The sequence below is a fragment of the Cohnella rhizoplanae genome, assembly GCF_948329515.1.
In the GTDB taxonomy this organism is placed as follows: Bacteria; Bacillota; Bacilli; order Paenibacillales; family Paenibacillaceae; genus Cohnella; species Cohnella rhizoplanae.
The window spans coordinates 128,142-151,788 of sequence record NZ_CAOJCN010000003.1 but is presented as its reverse complement, the minus strand read 5'-3'; the positions used below and the strand labels follow the sequence as shown (position 1 = coordinate 151,788).

The following is a 23,647-nucleotide window of genomic DNA, read 5'->3' as shown; positions in this document are numbered from 1 at the left end:
ATTCAATATGCAAATACTATAACAGACCTATATCAATTGGATATAAAAATATCGCCCTTAAAATTCCACCTCGAGCTCGACCTCGCTTAATAGTTTTTTGATTCGCGCCAATTCAAAGGCCGAGGCCGGCACTTCTCCGGGCGCATAACGACGGTCCCGATTGAAATCGCCGAAATACAAGCTTTTGAATATCGCCTGCAGCTCGGGCAATTCGAACAGCTTGACGGTGCGAACGACGCCGCCGACCTCGATATGGACGTGGTCCGCCACCCCGATCCGGCAGCCGATACGCGCCGAGAACGGCGCCTTTTCCGGCTGCCCGCCGATCCAGAAGCGTCCTTCAGCCGGCTTGCCATCCTTGAAGACCCGCACGGTCAGGTCCGACTTGAAGTCCCGATTCTCGAACGGCTCGTTCCGGACGTACACCGGATTCGCGATGGCGACGTTACCGGCCCCGTCATAGCACTTCGCTATGATATAGCTGTCCCGCTCCACGTGCAGCTTGTCCTTTTGTTCGAAGCGCGCATCGTCCGTCATATATTCCTTCCAGACCTCGCCGTTCACGATGAGCTGAATCTTGCGGAGCGGCGCCTGATAACAGCCGACGGCTTCGACCTTGATCTCAAACGCTTCATTTTCCTTATAGTTCAGTACGGCCCCGGGTCCTTGATCGTTTACGGTAAGCTGCAGGATGGGCCCGGTCGAGACGATATTGCGTCCCGCTCTGACGGCCGTGCACAATGCGTCGATGCTGAACGCGTCCGCGTACGCGTAGGTTTTGAACTGGAGATGCTTTCGCGAGATCGAATCGAACGTCAGATCCATTTCCGCTACGCCGGGCATAAAATATCCCTGGTCGAGCACCTCGTACCACAGCTTCTGATAGTGGACGTGGTCGCTGTCATACCCCATAATGACCATCGCGTCGATCGATCGCGCCAGAATATCGAACCCTAGAGTGGTGGCGATATTGGTAATGAATTCTCCCTTATGATCCCACCAGCTCGTCGGATGGGCAGCGACCGCGACCGAGTTGCCGCCTCTTTCCTGCGCAAGCGCCTCATATGGATACAGGATCTCGTATCCGGGCTCCTCTCCGACCTTGGTGAAGAGCCAGGGATCCCATGCCCGGTCGTAGTAGCGGCTGAACGGGGGCTTCTGCTCGTAATTCATGAGAAACGTATGACCGTACCGGCACTTGACGATCTCGTTGCCGATATCCAATATAAACTCGGCGTCGCTCACGGCTCTTAAGACCTCGCGATATTTCTCCCGGTACGGGACGTTATCGTACGCGAGCGGCGGGTTAAGATCCTCCATCAAGATCTCGGCGTCATAAGGCGATCCGGCGAAAAAGAAATCGAAGCCCTCGCCCCTCATGACCGCCGAGGCGCTCTCCAGGTTCCCCGTACTCGATCTCTCGCTGCGCGCGACATGAGAGTGAGCGTCGAAGGCGTACAGACCGAGGCTTCTCGTGTCGACGATCTCCTTTAAATATAACGTCACCTGCGCGTCGCGCTCGCGCAGAACCGCCGTTTCCTGCGCAGGCACGAACAGCTTTCCCTTATGGCCTTCGATGGCATAAACGCCGGCCTCCACTTCGAAGTCATGCCCTCCGCGGCAATATACGGTTTCGATGCGATGCCGGTCCGCGGCTGCCTCGCCTTCGGCCGGGAGTCGATAGAGATCGATTTTACAAAAAATCGGATTCCTGTTTTCGTCGTACGCATGCACCTTTAATTTCATCCCGATCCTCCCATTCCCGATACGCTATAGATCCATTATATAAGCAGGGAATGAGCCAACCATTCAAATATCCATCGAACCGTATCGCTATCGTTCACACTTCGCCGCTTCCGGGGAGATAAAAACAAACATTTTCGATACATATAAAGGCAGATCCGTCCGCAAAAAAAGCTCGCCCATGAGGCGAGCTCCATTCGTGTATTACGCCTATCGTTCAGCGATCCTCGAAACTCCACGCGGCGGAAGACTTTTTTATCGCTTTGATATCCTGCAGCGGCGGCAACCCGAACAACCGCCGGTATTCCCTGTTGAACTGCGACGGGCTCTCGTAACCGACCGCGAGCGCCGCGGTCGTCGCGCCCACCGGACCGCTCAGCATCATGCGCCTGGCTTCCTGCAGACGAAGCTGCTTTTGATATTGCAGGGGGCCGATGGTAGTGATCGCTTTAAACTTGTGATGGAGGCCGGAAGTGCTCATATTGCACGATTTGGCAAGTTCCTCTACGGTAAACGACCGCGCATAGTTTTCCTTGATCCATTGGATCGCTTTGCCCACGCCGTCCGCTCTTTGATCGAACAGCACCTTTTGGAAAAACAAATGCCCGAAATCGCCCGACAGCAGATTAAAGATCATTTCCCTCTTAAGCAGCTCGGACAGAAATCGAGCTTCGTTCGGCTTATCCAGAAGCTTCAGCAGCCGGGAAAAGAGCTCGAGCAGTCCGGCATCCGACTTGCCGATAAACGCTCCGGCGCTCAATCCCTTCTCGACAGGCTCTAACTTGACGCCGGCCTCCATGACCACGGACGCGATCTCCTCCGTCGTAAAATCGATGCGCAATCCGATATAAGGCGATTCCTCCGTCGCTCCTACGACTTGGGAGGACGCGGGGATATCGATCAGCGAGGCCAAGTAGTCCCCTGCCCCATAATAATAAACCTCATGCCCCAAGTATAGCTTTTTCCCGCCTTGAAGGATCAGACAAAAGGAAGGCGTCAGTACGCCCGGGCTTCGGCAGGTGTCGCTGCTGCGCTTCACGATGGACAGAAACGGAACGATGGTCGGCGTACGTCCTTCCGCCAAGCCGTTCCGATCCGTCATGACGAGCAGCTGTTTCAATGCTTTCTTATGAATCGACACCGGCTTTTCTAGCGTCGCGCGGCCATCCGATCCGGATTCCGTCATGTCGATCGACCTCCGTCCTATCCGCATTATATAACCGGTTTGCAGTTTTAGGCAATAACCAGGCAGGAACGGTCTACTTCCGGCGGCCGATTCCATCCATAATTAGCTCCAGCACCGTTACTTCTAATCAGGAAAGGAACATGAAAAATGCATACGTCGAAAAGCATGATCTTGACGATTATTATTGCGTGCCAGCTGCTCGTCGTGCTCGACGCCTCCATTATGGTGACGTCGATCCCCGAGATCGGCCGTACGCTTCATATGTCGACCACTGGCCTGACCTGGGTCCAGAACAGTTATATTCTGGCCTTCGGCGGATTTCTGCTGCTCGGCGCACGGGCTGGAGATCTGATCGGTCGCAGAAGGATGCTTGGCGCCGGCATCGGACTTTTTACGCTGACCTCGCTCCTCGCCGGGCTGGCCCCTTCGGCCGAGTTTTTGCTCGTCTCCCGGGCCTTCCAAGGCTTTGCGGCCGCATTGGCGACGCCTGCCGCGCTCGCTTTGTTGTCGGCGACCTTTACGGAGGAACGCGAGCGATCGCGAGCGATCGCGATGTACAGCGCGGTCGCCGGCGCGGGCGGCGGGGTCGGTCTTCTGCTCGGCGGGTTTTTCACCGATTTTATTACCTGGCGCGTCGGGATGTTTATCAATGTGCCCATCGGCATCGTTTTAATGTATCTGGTATGGCGGTTTGTCGGAAGCTCGGCGACAAGGACCGGAAAATTCGATCTTGGAGGCGCGCTGACGTCCGTCGTCGGCATGACGGCGTTGGTATACGGCTTCGTACAAGCTGCGGATCGCGGCTGGGGAGAGACGGGGACCTGGCTCTGGCTCGGCGCAGGAATATGGTCGCTGGCGGCATTCGTGGCGATCGAAGCCCGCGCGGGCGAACCGATCGTCCCGCTGCGATTGTTCGCGAACCGGCAGCGGTCGGGGGCTTACCTGGGCAGGTTCTTATTGGTAAGCGGCAATTTTTCGCTTTTCTTCTTTATCCCGCAATATTTGCAAAACGTTCTCGGACTCAGCTCGCTTGAAGCAGGCCTTGCCTTTCTGCCCTTTACTGCCGCTCAGTTCGGGATGATGTTCGTGATGCAAAGGCTGATTCGCCGCTATGGGAACCGGAACGTACTCGCGGCCGGCTTGCTGCTGGCCATCCTGGGCACGCTGTGGATGAGCCAGATGATCGCCGCGCAAGCGGACTTCTTCCCCCGAATGTTCATCCTGATGACGGTTATGGGGATCGGCGCCGGCATGGTTTTCCAGCCGCTCACCGCAATGGGCCTCACTGGCGTGGATCCTCGCGATTCCGGCGCCGCATCAGGTCTGATTAACGTCGCGCACCAGAGCGGCGCTTCGCTGGGCTTGGCGGTGCTCATTACCGTCTTCAACATGGCGGTTCATGACGATCAGCCGTCCAAGCTCCAATTCGCGCATGCGGTATCCCATACCTTGTGGGGATCCGCCATCCTGCTCGCGTCCGCCATGGCCGTTACGGTTTTCTGCTTGCGTACGGGACGCAGACAAGCTTAAGGCATCTCCGATTCACCGTTCGTCGGCGCTAGGACCATATATGCCGGGGATCGGCACGTCGAGCAGCCGGAGATAGACGGTCAACTGGCCGCGATGGTGATAAACATGATTGAGAAGCGTTGAACGAACCTGCTCGTATCGCGTTGTCGCGGCGATCACCGTCCCTTGCAGCGTCCAGCTAAAGTTCTCCTGGAGGTACGCGTCGCTCCATTCGCCCAGTAGGGTCTCCGCCGCGGCCGTCGCATGCGCTAACCGTGCGACGATCTCCGCTACGGATGCCGCTTCCGGCAGCGGTACGGTCGGCACTTCATGAAGCGGGGCTTGCAGCATCAAAGCCACCGCTTCGGGCAAGCCCGCCAGATGCAGGCCAAGCTGCCCCAGCGACATCGATCTGGCATGCGGCCTCCAGGATAGACTCGCCTCGGGCATGATCTCGATGAGGCGGCGGGTCGACGACGCTTCCCGGCGTAGTTCTTCTACTAACAACTGAATGACGCTCATTACGATTCTCTCCTCCGTGATAACCCGATTATAAGATAAGATGCGGCAGGCCATTTCTTTTGAATTGCTGCTTTCCTCAAATTTAAGACCGCTTCTCTCCGAAGCATCGACGCACAGCAAAGACCGGGCGGTTGCCGCCCGGTCTTTCTTCATTGCCCTTATGCGCCTTTGCCTGCAAGGCCTCTTTCTCGAAGCAGCTTGATAAACAGGCCGCCCACCACGCTGCGATGCTGAAAATTGATCTGCCTCGCCGTACGGGTATCGTACCAGTCCGAAAAGGGTACCCGGTCCGGCGTCTCGTTCGCAAACGCCCACAGCGGTTCGATCAGGCGAATGAAGTCCTCGCGCCGGGTCGCCATCGAAGCGACCCAGACCAGCCAATCCGATTTCGTATAGAATGCGCGGCTGTCCAACGGAACGCCGTATTTTTCGTTGCTGCTCAGGTACCACGCGATCTCCCGCGCCGCGACTTCCTCGGGAAACAAACGCATATCCCAAAGCACGTCCCATACGAGATTATACTTCAAGCTCCATGTGCCGGCGGATTCGAAGGCAAGCAGATACCGATCCCCGTCCTGCGCCAGCCGCTGCCATTCCCCGGCCATATACCGCGCGGAGGACCGGAATGCCTCCGCTTCCTCCGATCGGCCCAACCGGTCCAGCACGTCGGCGTACCCGGCGATCCCCATGATGGCCTTGATCGACAAGTTGGCGTTGTGCGCCTGGTGGCCGGCAAAGTCGTCCGTGCACAGCTGCTCGGCGGGATCGAGACCGTTGTCCAGCAGATAACGGGCCCAGCGCGCCAGCTGCTCCAGGTTCTCTTCGGCGAACCCCGCGTGGCCCTCCGCGCGGCAGATGGCCGCCGTCATGATGAGCATGTTGCCGCACTCTTCGATCGGCATCTGGTCCTCGAGCCGGTTGTCGCCGTAGACTTGGCCGTTGGCCAAGGGGTACTGACCGACATCATGCGGGGCGAACGGGTAGGTCCAGGCATCGCTTGCCGCGTATTTGAAAACCGGGCGCAGGATCGCCTTGGCCAGCTCGGTATTGTATAGCAGGAACAACGGAATCGAAGGGTAGCTCACGTCGACCGTCGCGATACAGCCGTTGCTGTAGCATTCCTTGGAGAAAAACAGCAGTTCGCCGTCCGGGCCCGACACGAGCTTGTGCGCGGCGATCGCTTGGCGGTAGGAGAGCGTCAGCAGCTCCGCGTACTTCTCCCCACCGGCGCCGGTCGCTTCTTCGACGAGCTGTCTATCGAATGCCTGGCAGCGCTCTAGAATTTCCCCATATTCGGCGAAGGCAGCCTCGAGCATCCCGAGCGTCGTCGCGCCATCCGATTTCCAATAGGCCTCCAGCGGCTCGCCAAAGTACTCGATGGCGCGCAAATCGTCGTAAGCGAGTACGAGCAGCTCGGACTGCGCCTCCGAAGCCACCGTATCCGGCTCCCAGACGCAGGCCATCGACGGCGTCGACTCCCGCACGGTTTGCGGCATCGGCCATTCGGCGTCCTCCCGGAAGGCGCCGTCGCTTACGAAGGTCTTGCGCGCGGAGGCCGGACCGACCCCGGCTCGAATCCTCGGGCTGCATGCGGCGAGATAAAAATGCCCCCAATCGATGCGTACGTCGTCTCCGGAGCGGTTCAGGATGCGCTGCTCTTCGTGGCTCATTTGCAAAACGGTTAAATGCCCCTTCTTCTCCCGGCCCCATACGACCTTCTGATCGCTCGTATCCACGCACCATTCGCCCGTAACGTCGAAGTAAATCTGGACCCGGTGCGGCTTGCCGTCCAAGGCTTGGACAGAAAGGGAGACGTAGGAGGCCGGCCGGGAGAGCAGCTTCAAGTCGTCCATCAGCAGCGGGCTCGTGAACTTAACCGTCAGCGACACGCCGGATTGCTCGTAAATGTACGTCGTCGACAACGGCGACAGCTGCAGGGCCTTCTGATGCATGGCCTGCGGCTCCGCATAGTACCGCTCGGGATCCGGCTCTACCCGTCCGGCGAATCGCCAGGGAACGCCGTCAATCCGGATCAGTCCGGTCATCGCGTTCCGTTTGCCCGTCCAATGCCTGGTATCATCGTCCGTCAGCCGATCCGCCATGGACCATACGCTGAAATACGGATCGATCGTCACGAGCGGCACGGCGGGCGGTCTGAGGTTGTTTGGCATGGTTTTATCCCTCTTTTGCTCAATGTAAGCGAATACAGTTATGATAAATAGTTCCCTTTCTATTGTCAACTTAAATGTTAATTGATAACCAATGAGTTACCATTATGTTAACGCCGATCGGCTGCGATTCCGATTGACATTATAGGGGATTTTGACTATGATTGACCTGTCTGATAGGTGAACAGGGAAGAAGGAAAGGTTCATGAAGAAGATTCAGAAAATACATTTATACGAACAGGTGTCTCAAGAGCTGCAAAACTATATTCAAGAAAAGGAACTGAAGGAAGGCGACAAGCTTCCTTCAGTTGACCGGTTGACGGAGATGTTCGGCGTCGGCCGCTCTTCGCTGCGCGAAGCGCTCAGATACCTCGAAGCGAACGAGATCGTCAAGATCGAGAACGGTAAAGGCGTTTTCGTAAAGGACATGGATACGTTCCGCTTCACGGGCAAAGTCAAGATCGAAATCGAGCGCAATTCGCTCCTCTCGATCCTCGATGTCCGGCGCGCGCTTGAAGGCAAGGCGATCGAGCTGGCCGCGCGGCGCATTACGTCGAAGCAGATCAAGGAGATCGAAGCCTGTCTGAACGAATACCGCAGGTTAAAGGAAGGGGGTCAAAGCACGTCCAAGATTGATCTGGCCTTCCATCAACTCCTGATCAAGGCTGCGGCGAATCCGATTTTGGAAAGCGTGCTGAATTCGTTTTCGGTTCTTTACAACAAGTTTTTCGACAAGCCTTTGGGCAATACGCAATTGTTCGATGCGACCTATCCCTTTCACTTCACGATGTTCGAGGCGATCGCGGCTCACGATGTACCGAAGGCGTTGTCGGAATTCGACAAACTCATGAATTCCCTGGAAGAAATTATAAAAGCCTATGAAGTATGAAAGCGGTTACTAATTTATGGCATGATTGAATAAATGTTTGTAAGAAATATTAACACCTACGTAACAAAACTGTTGACAAAAAATATCTGGAGACATACGATTAACCTATCATACAGGTTGATAGTTAGATAGTTAGATAGCTATCCAGCCGGTATGGTATCCATAGAAGGAGGGGAATTAAATTGTTTACACAAAACGGAATGAAAACGGTTTCAAAGCTGGGTATTTCCTCGGTAGCGCTTGCGCTGGTATTGTCCGCTTGCGGCGGTAACGACAACGACAATTCGTCGGGTGCTTCGGCCGGCGCTTCCGCTGGCAGCGCCAACGGCGGAGAAAAAGTCAAGCTCCGTATGATCGAAAGCTTGACCTCTGACACCCGTACAGCCATGCTTCAATCGATGATCGACGCATTCGAAAAAGCCAATTCCAATATCGACGTCGAATTGATCTCGCCGCCGTTCGACCAAGCAGACAATAAGATCCGCACGATGCTCTCAGCCAAGGAAGATATCGACATCGTCGAAGCGCGCGACCTTAACGTAGCCGAGTTCGTCAACAACGGATACTTGGAACCCCTTAACGAGTTTACGAAAAATTGGAGCGAATTCTCCACGATGACGAAAACGGCCCTTGACGTAGGCAGCATCGGCGACAAGCTGTACTTCATCTCCAACGGTCTGTATCAGCGCCAACTGTTCTACCGCGCCGACTGGCTGAAGGAAGCGGGAATCGAAGTGCCGAAGACTTACGAAGATCTCGTCAACGCCTCGATCAAACTGACCGACAAGTCCAAGAACCGCTATGGCTTCTCCTTCCGCGGCGGCTCCGGCGCGAACGGCGTTCCGGATGCGATGGTCCTCGCTTACAACGGCGCAGACGTGAATACGAACGACGCCATGTTCCTGAACAGCGGCAAGTCGATCTACTCTTCCCCGGCAGCCAAGCAAGCGGTCGATCTGTACGTCAAGCTCTTCAAGGAAGGCTCGCCTGCAGACTCCGTCGGCTGGGGCTTCTCCGAACAAGTGCAAGCCTTCACCTCCGGCGTAACCGCGTTCCTGCTTCAGGATCCGGACGTCATCAATACGCTGAAGGACAGCATGGAAGAAGGAACCTGGGCGACGGCTCCGATGCCGGTCGGCCCGACCGGCGTAGCGCTGATTAACTCCGGCGGCGCAGGCTGGGCAGTCACCTCCTTCTCCGAGAAGAAGGATGCGGCATGGAAGCTGATCGAATTCCTGAGCTCCAACGAGCAGAACGTCGAATGGTCCAAGAGCTACGGCACGATTCCGATCCACAGCACCGCGACCGAAGACGAATTCTTCAAATCCGGTCCTTACAAGACGCTGCTGGATATGACGGCCGACGCCAAGACGTTCGTAAGCTACAAGGCTCCGTTCAACTACCCTGCCAACGGCAAGTTCGGCACGGTGTCCATGGAGACCGGCCAGCAAATGCTGCTCGGCAAAGCAACCGTAGAAGAAACGCTCGCCAAGTGGGACAAGTTCTGGGTCGACGCAAAAGCAGAGCTTGAAGCGGCTAAATAAGAAGCGGCAACGCATGGGTTAAACACAAGCGGATATGGCGGACAGCGCAGGCTGTCTGCCATGTTCCCTGCATCTAAAGGCGGTGACTCCTATTGAAACAGCGTACATTTATATGGCTTAGTCTGTTCCCCGCTTTTCTGCTGCTTGCGGTTTTCACGTTCTATCCGTTTTTGCGCGGCGTGGTCATGGCCTTCCAGCATTATGAATTGTTCAACCTCAACAACACCGACTTCGTCGGTTTGGAGAACTTTGAAAATGCGTTCAAGGACAGCAAATTCCTCTCCGCTCTTGAACACAGCGTTTATTGGGTATTCTTCTCGCTGATTTTTCAATTCATCATCGGACTTGCGCTCGCGCTTATGCTGAAAAAGCAGTTCCGCGGAAGAGGCGTTTACCAGGGCTTCGTATTTTACTCCTGGGCGCTGTCCGGATTCCTGATCGGTCTGATCTGGAAGTGGTTGTTTAACTCCCAATACGGGGTAATCAACGACTTGCTGCTCAGAATAGGCCTCATCGACGATCGAATCGGCTTCCTGTCCGACCCGAGCTGGGCGATGTTCTCGGTTATCGTCGCAAACGTATGGTACGGCATCGCCTTCTTCGCGATCATGCTTCTCGCCGCGCTGCAGTCCGTGCCTGGCGAATTGTACGAAGCAGCCGATATCGACGGCGCGAACGGGGTCCGAAAATTCTTCAACGTCACCTTGCCCTATATCATGCCGACGATCATCGCTACGACGCTTCTGCGGGTCATCTGGATCTTCAACGACCCAGCGCTCGTCTATGGCATGACCAACGGCGGTCCTGCCGGAAGCACGCACGTGCTGTCCTCCCTCCTGATGGAGAGACTGCTCGCCGGCAATTATGGAGCGGCTTCCTCGATCGGGGTCATTATGCTCGTGATCCTGATGCTGTACACGATCTTCTATCTGTTCGTGACGAAGTCCGAGAAAGTAGGTGACTTCTAAATGGCCGCCAAAGCGACGCTTAAAGGATTAAAAATCATCTATCTGGCGCTGCATCTGATCGTGATGGTGTTTCCGCTGTACTGGATCGTCATCACGTCGCTCAAGCCGAAAGGCGAGATCTTCAAGCTGCCGATCTCGTATTGGCCGAAAACCTTCTCTCTTGATAACTTCGATCGTATCTTCACGGTTTCCAAGTTTCATATTTATATCATGAACAGCCTGTTCGTATCGATCGTGTCCGCCGTCGCCGTCATTATCATCTCGATTCTGTGCGCGTACGTGATGGCACGCTTTTCGTTCCGCGGCCACAAGCAGATCATGCTCGCGTTTTTCCTCACGCAGATGCTGCCGGGTTTCGTATCTCTTGCGCCGCTGTACCTGATGATGTCCAACATGGGGCTGACGAACACCCGCTTGTCGCTCATCCTGCTGTACACGACCGGGTCGATCGCCTTCTCGACTATTATGCTTAGAGGCTTCTTCCAGCGCATACCGGCCAGTCTCGAGGAAGCGGCGATGATCGACGGCTGCTCGCGGATTACGTCGCTTTTCCGCATCATTATTCCGGTCATGCTGCCCGGTATCGCTTCGACGTTCATTTTCGCCTTCGTTCAGAACTGGAACGAATTGTTCCAGGCCGTCATGTTTATCGACACGAACTCGCTTAAGACGCTTCCCGTCGGGATGAATTCATTCGTGCTCAAGTTCGATATCGATTGGGGATCCATGTCGGCCGGAGCCGTCATCTCTGTCATCCCGACCATTATTATGTTTGCCTTCGCCCAGCGCTTCATCGTCGAAGGCTTGACGCAAGGGGCAGAGAAAGGTTAAGCAAGTTCCTGCGGATAGGAGTAGATTTACATGACAACTAGCGAGAGAGACAAGAATCATTTCTATACGGAAGTATCGCACGATGCGGTGGATACTCGCCATCAAGGCGCCATTTCGATGCCGGTCTACCAGAGCAGCCTCTTCGCGTTCGAATCCCACCAGAAGTTCGACGAGGCGATGCAGGACGTGCTGGCCGCCTCCGTCTACTCGCGCGGCAACAATCCGACGGTGATGTACCTGGAGGAAAAGATCGCACTGCTCGAAGGCGGTGAAAGCGCGCGCTGCTTCGCCTCGGGCATGGGCGCGATCTCCGCCGTGATATTCGCGCTCGTCGGATCGGGCGATCACATCATCTGCGTCGATCAGGCATACGGCCCGACCCGCGAGCTGCTCGCCGACATGTCGGCGCGCTTCAACGTCGAAGTTACCTTCATCGACGGCAAGGACACGCAGGGATTCGCCGATGCGATCCGGCCGAATACCAAGATGTTCTATCTGGAGAGCCCGACGTCGGGGCTGTTCGAGATGCAGGACCTCCCCGCGCTCGCAAGCCTGGCGAAGGCGCACGGCATTATTACGGCTATCGACAACTCTTGGGCGACGCCTTACTTCCAGAAGCCGCTCGCGATGGGCATCGACCTTATCATGCACTCGCTCACCAAGTACTTCTCGGGTCATAGCGACAGCCTCGGCGGCGTCGTGGTCGGCAGCAGGGAGCTCATCGGCCTGATCGGTCATCGCAGCTATCTGAATCTGGGCGCCGCGATGGCGCCGCAGACCGCCGCTCTCATCACGCGCGGCCTTCGGACGCTGCCTCTGCGCCTCGAACGTCACCAAGCCAGCGCGCTCAAGATCGCGAAGCACCTGGCGTCCAAGCCGGATGTCGTCCGCATCAATCATCCCGGACTTGAAGGCTACCCCCAGAAAGAACTGGCCGAACGCCAGCTGACCGGATATGGCGGCCTGTTCTCGTTCGTGACGCGTCACAGCGTGGAGAAGATGAAGCAATGGGCGACCGACCTGAATTACTTCCGCATCGGCGTGAGCTGGGGCGGATACGAGAGTCTCGTTACCGTCGGCTCCGCCCCGCCCCAGCTCAATGCGGACGGCGGCACGCCGTCCAGCGTTCGCTTATACATCGGCATCGAGGATCCCGACGAGTTGATCGCGGACATCGAGCGGAACTGGGCGAAGCTGTATGAGCCTACCTTGGAAGGCCAAGCGTTATAATTGAAAAAGGGATGAAGCAGCGTTTCTGCTTCATCCCTTTTTCTCTTTAGGTCGCAGGCCGGCTGTTCGTTTGAGCAAATTAGGACGTCCGATCGTAATCCGCCACGATGAGCATATCGATGCCGCGCGCGCGGCGCAGCATGAAGTGTACGACGGTCTCCTTGATCAAGGAATGCCATAACGGTCTGCGGGATTGGCCGACGATGAGCAAGGTCGCGTTTAATTCGGTCATTCGCTTCAGCAATGTCTCGCCGATGCCGTCGCCGCCGCGTGCGAGCGGAGCGGCTTCCAGCTTCCCGCCCAGCCTTTCGCACAGTTGACGCAGCGTTTCAAGCCGTTTCTCGCGCTCGCTATCCGTATCGTCGCTTCTCCCCACGTACTGAACATGCCACGCAGCCTTAAGCCTGTGCGCGATTCGGAAGCCTCGGCGTATGAGCCGCTCCGATCTCGGGCCCAGGTCCACGCAGACAAAGATCGTCTCCTGCCTTCGCCAGATTCCGCGCAGGGAGGTATTGCGGTCCCACGCCTCCAGGCGTTCGTCCACGTCGTCCGCCAGCTCGCGCAGCGCCAGCTCCCGGAGCGCGATCAGATTGCCGATCTTAAAAAAAGATCCTAGTGCCTGGTCGACCTTCTCCGCAGCGTAAATTTTCCCCTCGCGCATCCGCTGCTGGAGCATTTGCGGCGTGACATCGATGAGTTCGACCTCGTCCGCCAGCTTCAGCATCGCATCCGGCACCGTCTCCCGGACGCGCACGCCGGTCAACTGCTCCACCGCGTCGTTCAGGCTTTCCAGATGCTGCACATTGACCGTAGATATAACGGATATGCCGCTGTTAAGCAGGCGTATGACGTCCTCGTACCTTTTCTTGTCCCGGCTCCCCGGCACGTTCGTATGCGCCAGCTCGTCGACGAGGACGACGTCGGGTTGACGCGCGATGATCGCGTCCGTGTCCATCTCTTCCAGCCGCGCCGACTGGTAGCTCAACTTGGCTCTTGGCACGATAGGAAGCTGGCCGACCTGCTGCGCCGTCTCCTTTCTTCCGTGCGTTTCCAACAAGCCAACGACGACGTCGATCCCCTTGCCAAGCAGCAAATTGCCCTCCTGGAGCATCTTAAACGTCTTGCCTACGCCGGGAGCTGCGCCAATATATACCTTAAAGGTACCGCGACGGATCGTCTCGATCTTCTTCTCGATCTCCCCCGTGCTGAGACGGCGGAACGTGTCCGCTCCGGCTCTCGGCTTCGGCTTGACCGGCAGGATGCGCTCGCCTGCGTGCGCGGCGCGATCCGCCATGATGAATACGTCGATGTTCCTCGTCTTGCGAAGCACCCGGTTCGCGATGCTGCCCTGCCATCGCTCCTGCCAGCGGTTGCGGTTGGAGTGCCCCATGACGATGCGCGTGACGTTATTCGCGGTAGCGTAACGTACCAGCAGCGCCGGCAGCTTGCGCAAGCGCGCGAGCGGAATCTCCTCGAACGCGGCATCCACTTTCTCCACCAGCTTCTGAATGGAACGTTTGAATACCTGCTGTTCTTTCGTCAAGGCCCGCTTGGGCCGCACGAAGGTCACCACCATCAGCTCGCCGTTCAGACGTCTGGCGATCTGCTGCCCTCTACGCACGTGAAGCGAGCCGTTCCAGTGGTACTGCGCGGAGACGAGGATCCGCTCCGCCGCGCCGGACGGGCCGACGAGCCCCTGCGCCTCGCGGTGCTTCTCCAGCGAATCGTTAACGCCCTCGGCCATCAGCCGCAGCGCGATCTCCCGCAGCACGCCGAGATTGCCCCGGCGGCACATCGCCGGATTCGCCCGATCGCCCAGGATGCCCTCGTCGATCCGTTTGAGCATCGTCTCCGGCGAGACGTCGATGAGCCGGACTTCGTCGGCCAGCTCCAGCGTATCGGACGGCACCGTATCCTCCGCGCGGATCCCGGTCAGCTTGAAGACGATCTCGTCTTCCCCTTCCAGCTCGTAGACGTTGATCGTCGTAATCACGCTGATTCCGTGATCCATCAAGTAACGGATATCCTCTAGCCGGGTCCTGAACTGCGCCTCCTTGCGGTTGCGATGGGCAAGACCGTCCACCAGCACGACCTCCGGATTGCGGGCGAGCAGCGCTTCCAGAGGCAGATCCTTCTGCTCCTTGCCGTCCTTCCACCAGTGAATGCTCGGCACCCGTTCCAGCTCCAAGGTCTGCTCCACGGTATCCGCCCGCCGCATCGTGGACACCGCGCAGATCACGACGTCGATCCCCTGCTGCTTCAAGAGATTGCCCTCCCGCAGCATGTGGTACGTCTTGCCCGATCCGCTCACCGCGCCGATGAGGATCTTAAGGCGCCCCCGATGCAGCCGCATGATCGAGTACAAGATCTCTTCCGGCGTCTTGCGCCGATACGGCGTCATCCATAACCCTCCTCCCGCGAAGAACGCGCCGCCTGCGCATATTGCGCCTCAGCTCGCGATAAGTCAGATCCCAGTGCCGGTAGGCGAGCCGCAGCGACGGCAGCATCAGCTCCCCGGGCGCGTAGTAATCCATCCAGCTCATATACGCCGCGGCCAGCTGGAGCTTGCCGATGAACCTGGATACGTCGCTGCGGCAGAAGCTGTCGGCGATGACGATGGCTTGGACCCGCTCCGGATATTGGCCGGCCATCCGCTGCACGATCAAGCCGCCATAAGCGATGCCGACAAAGACGGCTTCCCGGATATGGAGCATATTCATGAGCAGGAGCAGATCCAGGCACTGCGTATCGATAATCTCGTCCGGCGACTGCCTCAGCTCGCCCGATTGGCCGTTGCCGCGCAGATCGCAGGCGATCGCCCGGTAATGCTTGGAGAAGTGATCGAGCTGGAGCTTAAACATGCGATGGGTCCAGCCATGCCCGTGAATAAAGAAGATGGCCGTTCCGCTTCCTTGCGATTCATAGTAGAGCGACGTTTCGTTGAGCTTGGCGACTGGCAATGGATGCACCCCGTTTACGCTTGCGGATTAAAGGCCCAGCTTTTCGTTTAGCGCCAGATTCAGCTTCAGGACATTTACCCGCTTGTCGCCGAATATGCCGAGATCGCGGTTCTCGGTATATGCGCTGACGAGCGATTCCAATTCAGCAGCGGGCACGCCGGTCAGCTTGCTGATCCGGGGCACCTGCACGAGCGCCGACTGCGGCGTAATATGCGGATCGAGGCCGGAGCCGGAGTTGGTGATGAGGGCGATCGGCAGCCGGTCGAGCGGCACGTCCGGGTTGTCCTTCTGCCACTGCGCGATCGATTCCTTGGTGCGGGCGAGCATATCCGGGTTGGAGGGCGCGTAGTTGTTGGAGCCCGAAGCCTCCGCTTTGTAGTCGATGCTGGACACGCGTCCTTGGAAATAACGCGGATCTGCGAACGACTGGCCGATCAGCTCGGAGCCGATCACCCGGCCTTCCTTGTCCTTCAGCAGACTGCCGTTCGCCTGGTGGGGAAACAGCAGCTGCGCCAGCCCCGTGCTGACGAGCGGATAAACGATGCCGCATAGAACGATGAACAAGATACTGACGCGGAGGGCAATCCAGAGCATCGAGCCGCCGGAGCGCCTATTCTGTTCATCATGGGCGATTGCATTCATGTTCGTTTCCTTCTTTCCTCTTAATTGGGCAACGGGCGAGCGCTGCGTCAGATCCACACATGCACGAACAAATCGATCAGCTTGATGCCGACGAAGGGAGCCACGATGCCGCCCAGTCCGTAGACCAGCAGGTTGCGGCTCAGCAGGCGCGAAGCGCTCATCGGCCGATACGCGACGCCCCGCATCGCCAGCGGGATCAGCAGCGGGATGATCAATGCGTTGAAGATGAGCGCGGACAAAATGGCCGACAACGGCGAGCCGAGCTGCATGACGTTCAAGGCGTCCATCTCGGGAATCGCCAGCATGAACATCGCCGGTATGATCGCGAAATATTTGGCGATATCGTTGGCGATGCTGAACGTCGTCAGCGCCCCGCGGGTCATGAGCAGCTGCTTGCCGATCGCGACCACCTCGATAATTTTGGACGGATCCGAGTCCAGGTCGACCATGTTGGCCGCTTCTTTGGCGGCGGTCGTCCCGCTGTTCATCGCCAGGCCGACGTCCGCCTGCGCCAGCGCCGGCGCGTCGTTGGTCCCGTCGCCGGTCATGGCGACCAGCTTGCCGTCGGCCTGCTCGCGCCGGATGACCGCGATCTTGTCCTCTGGCTTGCTCTCCGCGATAAAGTCGTCGACGCCCGCTTCCCTGGCGATCGTCGCCGCCGTCAGCGGATTGTCGCCCGTGCACATGATCGTCTTGATGCCCATCGCGCGGAGCTGGTCGAATCGCTCCTTCATCCCCGGCTTCACGGTGTCTTTCAGATAAATAACGCCGAAAATCTGCTTGTCAACCGCTACGGCCAGCGGCGTGCCGCCCTCCGATGCGATGCGGTCCGCCTGCGCGCCCAGATCCTCGGGGACGGAGCCGCCCTGCGCGATCGCCCATTTGCGGATCGCGTCGACCGCGCCCTTGCGTACCTGGCGTCCGTCCGACAGATCGATGCCGCTCATCCGCGTCTCCGCTTTAAACGGGACGAAGGTTCCGCCGTCGGCCATCGCCGTCTCGTACGTTTTGCCGTTCTTCCTCATCCACTCCAGCACGGAGCGGCCCTCCGGCGTCTCGTCCTGGACCGACGAGATCGCCGCCCAAGCTGCCGTCTCGTCGAGACGCGCTGCGCCGACGGGCAGGATATCGCTGGCCATCCGGTTGCCGAAGGTGATCGTACCGGTCTTGTCCAGGATCATCGTATTGATGTCGCCCGCCGCCTCGACGGCCTTGCCGGACATCGCGAGCACGTTGAACTGCGTCACCCGGTCCATGCCGGCGATGCCGATCGCCGACAGCAGCCCGCCAATCGTCGTGGGGATCAGGCAGACCAGCAGCGCGATCAGCACGGGAACCTCCAGATCGATATCGACGAAGGAAGCGATCGGCCCGAGCGTCACGACGACGATGAGGAAAATGATCGTGAGGCTGATCAGCAGCGTGTTCAGCGCGATTTCATTCGGCGTTTTCTGCCGCTTCGCGCCTTCGACCAGCGCGATCATCCGATCGATGAACGTCTCGCCCGGGTCGCTCGTGATTCTCACCTTGATCTGATCGCTGATGACGCGCGTGCCGCCCGTGACGGAGTTGAAGTCGCCGCCGGCTTCCTTGATGACGGGCGCCGATTCCCCGGTGATCGCCGATTCGTCGACAGAGGCCAGCCCCTCGATGACTTCGCCGTCTCCGGGAATCATCTCTCCCTGCGACACGACGACGACATCCCCCTTGTGCAGCTCGGTGGAGGGGACGGTCTTCGTCCCGCCGCCGCTTAGGAGCTTGTTCGCCGTGATCTCTTTTTTCGTCCGCTTCAGCGTATCGGCCTGCGCCTTGCCTCTGCCCTCCGCCAGCGCTTCGGCGAAGTTGGCGAACAGGACCGTGAATAATAGGATCAGGAATACGGTCAGGTTAAAGCCGATCCGGTCCTTCGCGTCGAAGTAGCCGGGGAACAGCGTCATCAGCAGCACGATGAAGGTGCCGACCTCGACGACGAACATCACGGGATTTTTCATCATGACCGCCGGATTCAGTTTGATCACGCTCGCCTTCAAGGCGCCCGCGACCAGCGGTCCGGAAAACATGCTTTTCTTGCGTTTATCGCTCACGGCAGATTCACTCCATCCTTATTAACGAATTGTCAGATGCTCCGCGACCGGACCCAGCACGATGACGGGCAGGAAGGTCAGCGCCCCGATCAAGAGAACCGTGCCGATCAGCAGGAACGTGAACAGCGCATTGTCCGTGCGGAACGTACCGATCGTCTCCGGCACCCATTGCTTGCGGGCGAGCGACCCGGCGACCGCCAGCAGCGCGATCATCGAGATATAGCGGCCGAAGAACATGACCAGGCCGGTGGTGATATTCCAGAACGGCGTATTGTCCGCCAGGCCTTCGAAGCCCGAACCATTGTTGGCCGCCGACGAGGTATATTCATACAGCACCTGCGAGATCCCGTGGAAGCCCGGATTCGTGATGGAGCCCTTGCCGAGCTCGGTCAAGAAGGCGATCGCCGTCGGCGCCAATATGATGAACGGATGCGCGAGTATGGCGATCGCGATCAGCTTCATCTCGCGAGGTTCGATCTTCCTGCCCAGGAACTCCGGCGTACGGCCGACCATCAGGCCGCAGATGAATACGGCGAGCATCGCGTACATCAGCATGTTGACCAGCCCGACGCCTTTGCCCCCGAAGACGACGTTCAGCATCATCTCGCCGAGCGGCACCAGGCCGCCGAGCGGGGTCAGCGTATCGTGCATGTTGTTGACCGTGCCCGTCGTCGCGGCCGTCGTCACCGTGGTGAACAGCGCGGACTGGGCGATGCCGAAGCGTACCTCCTTGCCTTCCATGCTGCCTTGCGAAGCGTCGATGCCCAGCGCGTTAAGCGCGGGATTGCCGCTCTTCTCCGCCGTATAGGAGACGACGAGGAAGACGAGGAACAAGGTCATCATCGCCGAGAAAATCACCCAGCCGTGCTTGCGGCTCTTGGCGAACCGTCCGTACATAAAAGGCAGCGCCGCGGGCAATGCCCACATCGACAGGATTTCGATCACGTTGGTCAGCCCGTTCGGATTCTCGAACGGATGCGCCGAGTTCGCGCCGAAGAAGCCGCCGCCGTTCGTGCCGAGGTGCTTGATCGATTCAAGCGAGGCTACGGGCCCGATCGCGATCTGCTGGGCGGCGCCCCCAAGCGTCGTCACCGACAGCGTGGGATCAAGCGTCTGCGGCACCTGCAACGCGACCAGCGCCAGCGTGACGAGGATCGCCAGCGGGAAGAAGATCCGGGTATGCGCCTTGACGAAGTCCTCGAAAAAGTTGCCAAGCGTCTTGCCCTTGCTCGTAATGCCCCGGACGAACGCGACCGCGACCGAGAACCCCGTGGCCGCGGACGTGAACATCATCATCATGATGACCGCCATCTGCGAGAAGTAGGACAGCCCGGTCTCGCCGCTGTAATGCTGCAGGTTGGTATTGGTAATAAAGCTGATGACCGTATTCAGGACAAGCGTCGGCTCCATATTGCCGATACCGTTCGGATTGAGCGGCAGCCCGCTCTGCGCCCGCAGCAGGACGTAGCTGACCGCCACGAGCACGAAGTTGGTGACGATGAAGCTGAGGGCGTACCGCTTCCAGCCCATCCCCGCGCGATGCTTCAGACCGATCAGGGCATAGATCGGTTTTTCCGCCCAGCCGAACAGCCGATCGGTACGATTGGATTCGTTCGAGAACACGTGATAGACATAATGACCCAGCGGTCTGGCGATCAGCACGAGAATGCCGATCACGATGACGATTTGCAGTAGATCCATGGCCGTTCCTCCTTGGGCTTATGCGGCTAGCTTAGGCCTTAACGTTAGAATTTCTCCGGGTGAAGCAAGGCGTACACCAAGTAGATGAACAATACGCCGGTGAATGACAGCACGATCGTCATTCTTGATCCCCTCCCGTCTCTTCCAAGGTCTTGCCGCACCAATGGACGAATCCGGCGACAAGCGCAAATGCGGCGACTAGCGTTACCGTCATGCCTATATCAAGCATTCGTTGCACTCCTCTCTTAGATTGGTCTTACGTCGGCCGGACAGCCGATCAGAAATCCGACTTCCTCGGCACGCGTACGCACGACATAGGTTGCACCCAGCTTCTTGTAGACGATCTGAGGATGCCAGTCATGCGATATGACCGTTATCGCTTGGCAGTCGAATCTGGAGACGAGCTTTAAATATTGACAGGTTAGCGGCAGGCTGGACTCGAACAGAAAGACGCGTCCGATCGGGAACGCCGGCACGAGGCTGTCCTTCGTACTGGTAGTATTTACTTGCCAAATAACGTCTACTCCTAATTTCTCGAGCAGTTTAGCCTCCCTGCGGCTATTCGTGACGGCCGCTACCGGCTGCTTTTTGATCAGCAGCAGCCGGATGAAGTTTCTTCCCGCCTCGCTAGGCGCGGCCACCAATATACGACGATCCACCCTAAGCTCCTCCTCCTTTATCGCAGGAAGAAGGCAACAAAAAAGAAGCCCGGCAAAGGAGGAACCTTTCCCGCGGCTTCTTGATCAAGACGATGGTCTGATCACTCGCGTTCAGCGTTGCCTCTCCCATACGCTTACGAGGTTAGCTGTCGGATTCGGGCGAGAGAGTCGCCCTACGCGCGGCACCTTCAAGTGCCGGACGATTCACCCCGCGGAGCCGTTGCCGGCCCCATTTGGTTCCCCCGTTCCTGTTCGCGACAGGATTCAGCGTCTAACGAGTTGAAAATGCTTTTCAAAAAATGGCATGATAATACCATGTTGCAGGAAGCACGCGGCGGTGAGAGACGCTCGTCGCGGCAGCTCGCGCCGCGGCGCGGATCGGTTCGCCTGCTCCCACACAAGCGCCTACCCGAGTCGCAGCCGATGCCTCGAATCGCGTTCGGCCGGAAGGTCCGATGCCGTTCGCATCGCGTCCTTTCATGCCCGTATCTTACGCCTTGCCATAAATGCTGTAAAGCCGCTCAACGACTGATTTCGGTTATATCCGGAAGAATTGCCTGCGTTTTTATAGAGAAACCGAACCATGCTCTTCTTTCCTCGCTTATAGTCTGTCTGAAGACGAATATCAGCTATTTTTATAGTATTTTTACACCCTTGGGCGGTTTCTTTTCACCTCTATTTACAGTAACCTTAAGAAGCATCAAGCCGGATGTCGGACGGGCGGGAAGGGAATGCGCATGCGAAGAATACAAGGCTTTTGGTTATCCTGGCTGTCTTATCCGTGCATTACGTTGTTGATTGCGCTCATGACGGCGGCGCTGCGTCCGCTGGGATCCGCTTTGGATTTGGTGAATATCGCGCTGATCTTTTTATTTCCGGTACTTGTCAGCGCGGTCTGGTGGGGATTGCGTCCCGCCGTATACGCGGCGTTTCTCGCCGTTCTGGCGTTCGATTTTTTCTTCGTGCCGCCGACGCTGAGCTTTTCGGTGGCGGATATTCGTTACCTGGTTTCCTTCGCCGTCTATATGGCGGTTGCTTCGTTAACCGCCAGCCTCGCGTCGAGACTTAAGCAGCAGCTGCGCTATTCCAGGCAGAGGGAAGCGCAGACGGCCGCGCTCTATTCCCTTAGCCGGCAGATGAGCGCGATCACCGACCTTCACGCCCTGCTCGACAACGTCTCCCGCGAGGCGTCCCGGACGATGGGCGCGGAGGTCGCGATCTATCTGCCCGACGAGCGCAGCCATCTGACGCTCACCCACCTCTCCGATCTCGGCAGCCCTTGGGGGAAGGAAGAATCGGAGAAGGTGATCGCCAAGTTGGCGTTCGATCACGGCGAAGCGGTCGGATACGGATCGGATACGCTGCGGAACGCGCAGGGCTACTACCTGCCGCTGCGTACCGAGGATCGCGTATACGGAGTGCTCGCGCTCAATCTGAAGGATCGGAAATTCCGCTTCACGAGCGCGCAGCGGCAGATGCTGGAGGCGCTGGGCGGATTGGCGGCCAGCGCGATCGCCCGCGTGAAGCTGGCGGAGGAGGCCAAGATCGCGCATCTGACGGCGGAGTCGGAGCGTCTGCGCACGGCTATTCTGGATTCCGTGTCCCATGAGCTGCGCACGCCGCTGGCGGCGATTATTGGATCTGCTACCGCATTGACGTCCGGCGACGATCATCTGTTCAATGCCGAGGATCGGCAGGAGCTCCTCGTCACGATTCGCGAAGGCGCCCTGCGGATGAACCGGCTGGTGATGAACCTGCTCAGCATGGCGCAGCTGGAGAGCGGCATGCTGCGTCTGCGGAAATACTGGTGCGACGTGGAGGATCTGATCGGGGTCGCGCTGGCACAGGTGAAGGACTTCATGCAGCATCGCAGGCTGCAGGTGCAGCTGCCTCCCGAGCCTCCGATGGTCCTCGGCGACGAGGTGCTGCTCGAGCAGGCGCTGGTGAACGTCCTTAGCAACGCCATTAAATATAGCGCCGATCATAGCGAGATCGGCATCGCGGTGTCGGCACATACGGACATGCTGGTCATCGAGGTCGCCGACCGCGGGATCGGATTGGCCGATGGCGAATACGGGCGAATCTTCGACAAGTTCTACCGCGCCGGCGCCGCCAAGCAGGTGACGGGTACGGGATTGGGGCTGGCCATTTGCAAAGGAATTGTGGAGCTGCACGATGGAACCATTGCCGCCCGGCGCAACGAGCCGCAAGGCACCGTCATCACGATAAGGCTGCCGGTCCATCGGCCGAGCGGCGAAGCGCTTGAAAGCGAACGACACGACCGACAGGAAACGGAGCTCGAAACCGATGGATGAGCATGACAAACGGATATTGATCGTGGATGACGAGCCGCAGATTCGCAAACTCCTGAGAGTGACCTTGCAGGCATATGGATTCGGTATCCATGAAGCGGCGACCGGTGAGGAAGGGCTGAAGCAGGCTTCTTCCATTCGTCCGGACTTGATCGTACTCGATCTCGGTTTGCCCGATCTATACGGCCTTGAGGTGCTGAGGCGCATCCGGGAGTGGTCCAGCGCACCGATTATCGTGCTGACGGTCAAGGATCGGGAGGAAGACAAGATCGTCGCCCTGGATAGCGGCGCCGACGATTACGTGACCAAGCCGTTCGGCATGGGCGAGCTGGTCGCCAGAATTCGGGTAGCGCTGCGGCATGCGGCCCATGCCGTCAATGAACCCGTCCTTTCCTTCGGCGAGCTGACCATCGATCTGGTGCAGCGCGTCGTGGAGCTGAAAGGCGTGCGGATCAAGCTGACCCCGACCGAATACGACTTGCTGAAGATCCTGGCGCTCAGCGCCGGGAAGGTCGTAACCCAGCGTCAGCTTCTGCAGCAGGTGTGGGGCGACCAGCACGGCGAGTCGGACAGCCATTATTTGCGGGTGTATATCGGTCATCTGCGCAAGAAGCTCGAGGAGGATTCGACGCAGCCCCAATTGATCGTGACGGAGCCGGGGGTCGGGTACCGCTTTCGATCCCGGGATTCTTGATCCGG

The 23,647-nt window shown here is 58.2% G+C and carries 19 protein-coding genes and 1 riboswitch; of the genes, 8 read left to right on the top strand and 11 right to left on the bottom strand.

Translation table 11 applies throughout. From position 1 onward, the window contains the following. Positions 1-57: 57 nt before the first annotated feature. Positions 58-1,746, bottom strand: a complete 1,689-nt coding sequence (locus tag PQG80_RS07450) for a CehA/McbA family metallohydrolase (protein ID WP_271750626.1) — start codon at positions 1,744-1,746, stop codon at positions 58-60. 214 nt (positions 1,747-1,960) lie between these two features. Beyond that, positions 1,961-2,929: an AraC family transcriptional regulator gene (locus PQG80_RS07445; protein WP_271750625.1), complete on the bottom strand. Its 969-nt coding sequence runs from the start codon at positions 2,927-2,929 to the stop codon at positions 1,961-1,963. A 147-nt stretch (positions 2,930-3,076) separates the two neighbouring features. On the opposite strand from PQG80_RS07445, the gene PQG80_RS07440 reads away from it, so the two are divergent. Further along, the gene (locus PQG80_RS07440; protein WP_271750624.1) at positions 3,077-4,459 is read left to right on the top strand and encodes an MFS transporter; all 1,383 of its coding nucleotides are present in this window, start codon (positions 3,077-3,079) and stop codon (positions 4,457-4,459) included. Positions 4,460-4,471: 12 nt separating this feature from the next. Here PQG80_RS07440 and PQG80_RS07435 read toward each other — a convergent pair whose 3' ends face one another. Beyond that, a complete protein-coding gene (locus tag PQG80_RS07435; RefSeq protein ID WP_271750623.1) occupies positions 4,472-4,960 on the bottom strand; it encodes a DinB family protein in 489 nt (162 codons plus the stop codon). A 158-nt stretch (positions 4,961-5,118) separates the two neighbouring features. Further along, a complete protein-coding gene (locus tag PQG80_RS07430) occupies positions 5,119-7,131 on the bottom strand; it encodes a glutaminase family protein (protein WP_334219810.1) in 2,013 nt (670 codons plus the stop codon). Positions 7,132-7,333: 202 nt separating this feature from the next. Between PQG80_RS07430 and PQG80_RS07425 the strand changes: the two genes are divergently transcribed. The 5 genes from PQG80_RS07425 to PQG80_RS07405 all read left to right on the top strand — a co-directional run bounded on the left by PQG80_RS07425 (position 7,334) and on the right by PQG80_RS07405 (position 12,590). After that, positions 7,334-8,017, top strand: coding sequence for a FadR/GntR family transcriptional regulator (locus PQG80_RS07425; RefSeq protein WP_271750622.1), 684 nt, complete (start codon positions 7,334-7,336; stop codon positions 8,015-8,017). A gap of 182 nt (positions 8,018-8,199) precedes the next feature. Further along, on the top strand, positions 8,200-9,561 hold the full coding sequence (locus PQG80_RS07420; RefSeq protein WP_271750621.1) for an ABC transporter substrate-binding protein: 1,362 nt from the start codon (positions 8,200-8,202) through the stop codon (positions 9,559-9,561). Positions 9,562-9,653: 92 nt separating this feature from the next. Beyond that, positions 9,654-10,529, top strand: coding sequence for a carbohydrate ABC transporter permease (locus PQG80_RS07415; RefSeq protein WP_271750620.1), 876 nt, complete (start codon positions 9,654-9,656; stop codon positions 10,527-10,529). Further along, complete coding sequence (locus PQG80_RS07410; RefSeq protein WP_271750619.1) at positions 10,530-11,360, top strand: carbohydrate ABC transporter permease; 831 nt, start codon at positions 10,530-10,532, stop codon at positions 11,358-11,360. Between the two features lie 30 nt (positions 11,361-11,390). Continuing rightward, complete coding sequence (locus tag PQG80_RS07405) at positions 11,391-12,590, top strand: trans-sulfuration enzyme family protein (RefSeq protein WP_271750618.1); 1,200 nt, start codon at positions 11,391-11,393, stop codon at positions 12,588-12,590. A gap of 79 nt (positions 12,591-12,669) precedes the next feature. On the opposite strand, the gene PQG80_RS07400 is transcribed toward PQG80_RS07405, so the two are convergent. From PQG80_RS07400 to PQG80_RS07375, 7 genes are all read right to left on the bottom strand, one after another. After that, positions 12,670-14,991 carry a histidine kinase gene (locus PQG80_RS07400; protein WP_271750617.1) on the bottom strand — a complete coding sequence of 774 codons (2,322 nt, stop codon included), beginning with the start codon at positions 14,989-14,991 and terminating at the stop codon, positions 12,670-12,672. Continuing rightward, on the bottom strand, positions 14,918-15,550 hold the full coding sequence (locus PQG80_RS07395) for an alpha/beta fold hydrolase (protein ID WP_271750616.1): 633 nt from the start codon (positions 15,548-15,550) through the stop codon (positions 14,918-14,920). The genes PQG80_RS07400 and PQG80_RS07395 overlap by 74 nt, the downstream gene beginning before the upstream one ends. 27 nt (positions 15,551-15,577) lie before the next feature. Then, positions 15,578-16,192, bottom strand: a complete 615-nt coding sequence (gene kdpC / locus PQG80_RS07390) for a potassium-transporting ATPase subunit KdpC (RefSeq protein WP_271750615.1) — start codon at positions 16,190-16,192, stop codon at positions 15,578-15,580. A gap of 47 nt (positions 16,193-16,239) precedes the next feature. Further along, entirely contained in the window at positions 16,240-18,276 is a 2,037-nt protein-coding gene (gene kdpB / locus PQG80_RS07385) for a potassium-transporting ATPase subunit KdpB (protein WP_271750614.1), read from the bottom strand. Between the two features lie 21 nt (positions 18,277-18,297). Then, positions 18,298-19,977, bottom strand: coding sequence for a potassium-transporting ATPase subunit KdpA (gene kdpA / locus PQG80_RS07380; protein WP_271750613.1), 1,680 nt, complete (start codon positions 19,975-19,977; stop codon positions 18,298-18,300). A gap of 44 nt (positions 19,978-20,021) precedes the next feature. Next, positions 20,022-20,099: a K(+)-transporting ATPase subunit F gene (gene kdpF / locus PQG80_RS28890; RefSeq protein ID WP_432432735.1), complete on the bottom strand. Its 78-nt coding sequence runs from the start codon at positions 20,097-20,099 to the stop codon at positions 20,022-20,024. A 123-nt stretch (positions 20,100-20,222) separates the two neighbouring features. Beyond that, positions 20,223-20,636 carry a hypothetical protein gene (locus PQG80_RS07375; RefSeq protein ID WP_271750612.1) on the bottom strand — a complete coding sequence of 138 codons (414 nt, stop codon included), beginning with the start codon at positions 20,634-20,636 and terminating at the stop codon, positions 20,223-20,225. A gap of 116 nt (positions 20,637-20,752) precedes the next feature. After that, positions 20,753-20,916, bottom strand: a riboswitch (cyclic di-AMP (ydaO/yuaA leader). Between the two features lie 457 nt (positions 20,917-21,373). On the opposite strand from PQG80_RS07375, the gene PQG80_RS07370 reads away from it, so the two are divergent. Next, the gene (locus PQG80_RS07370; protein ID WP_271750611.1) at positions 21,374-22,951 is read left to right on the top strand and encodes an ATP-binding protein; all 1,578 of its coding nucleotides are present in this window, start codon (positions 21,374-21,376) and stop codon (positions 22,949-22,951) included. Continuing rightward, positions 22,944-23,642 carry a response regulator gene (locus PQG80_RS07365; protein WP_271750609.1) on the top strand — a complete coding sequence of 233 codons (699 nt, stop codon included), beginning with the start codon at positions 22,944-22,946 and terminating at the stop codon, positions 23,640-23,642. The genes PQG80_RS07370 and PQG80_RS07365 overlap by 8 nt, the downstream gene beginning before the upstream one ends. Positions 23,643-23,647: the final 5 nt, after the last annotated feature.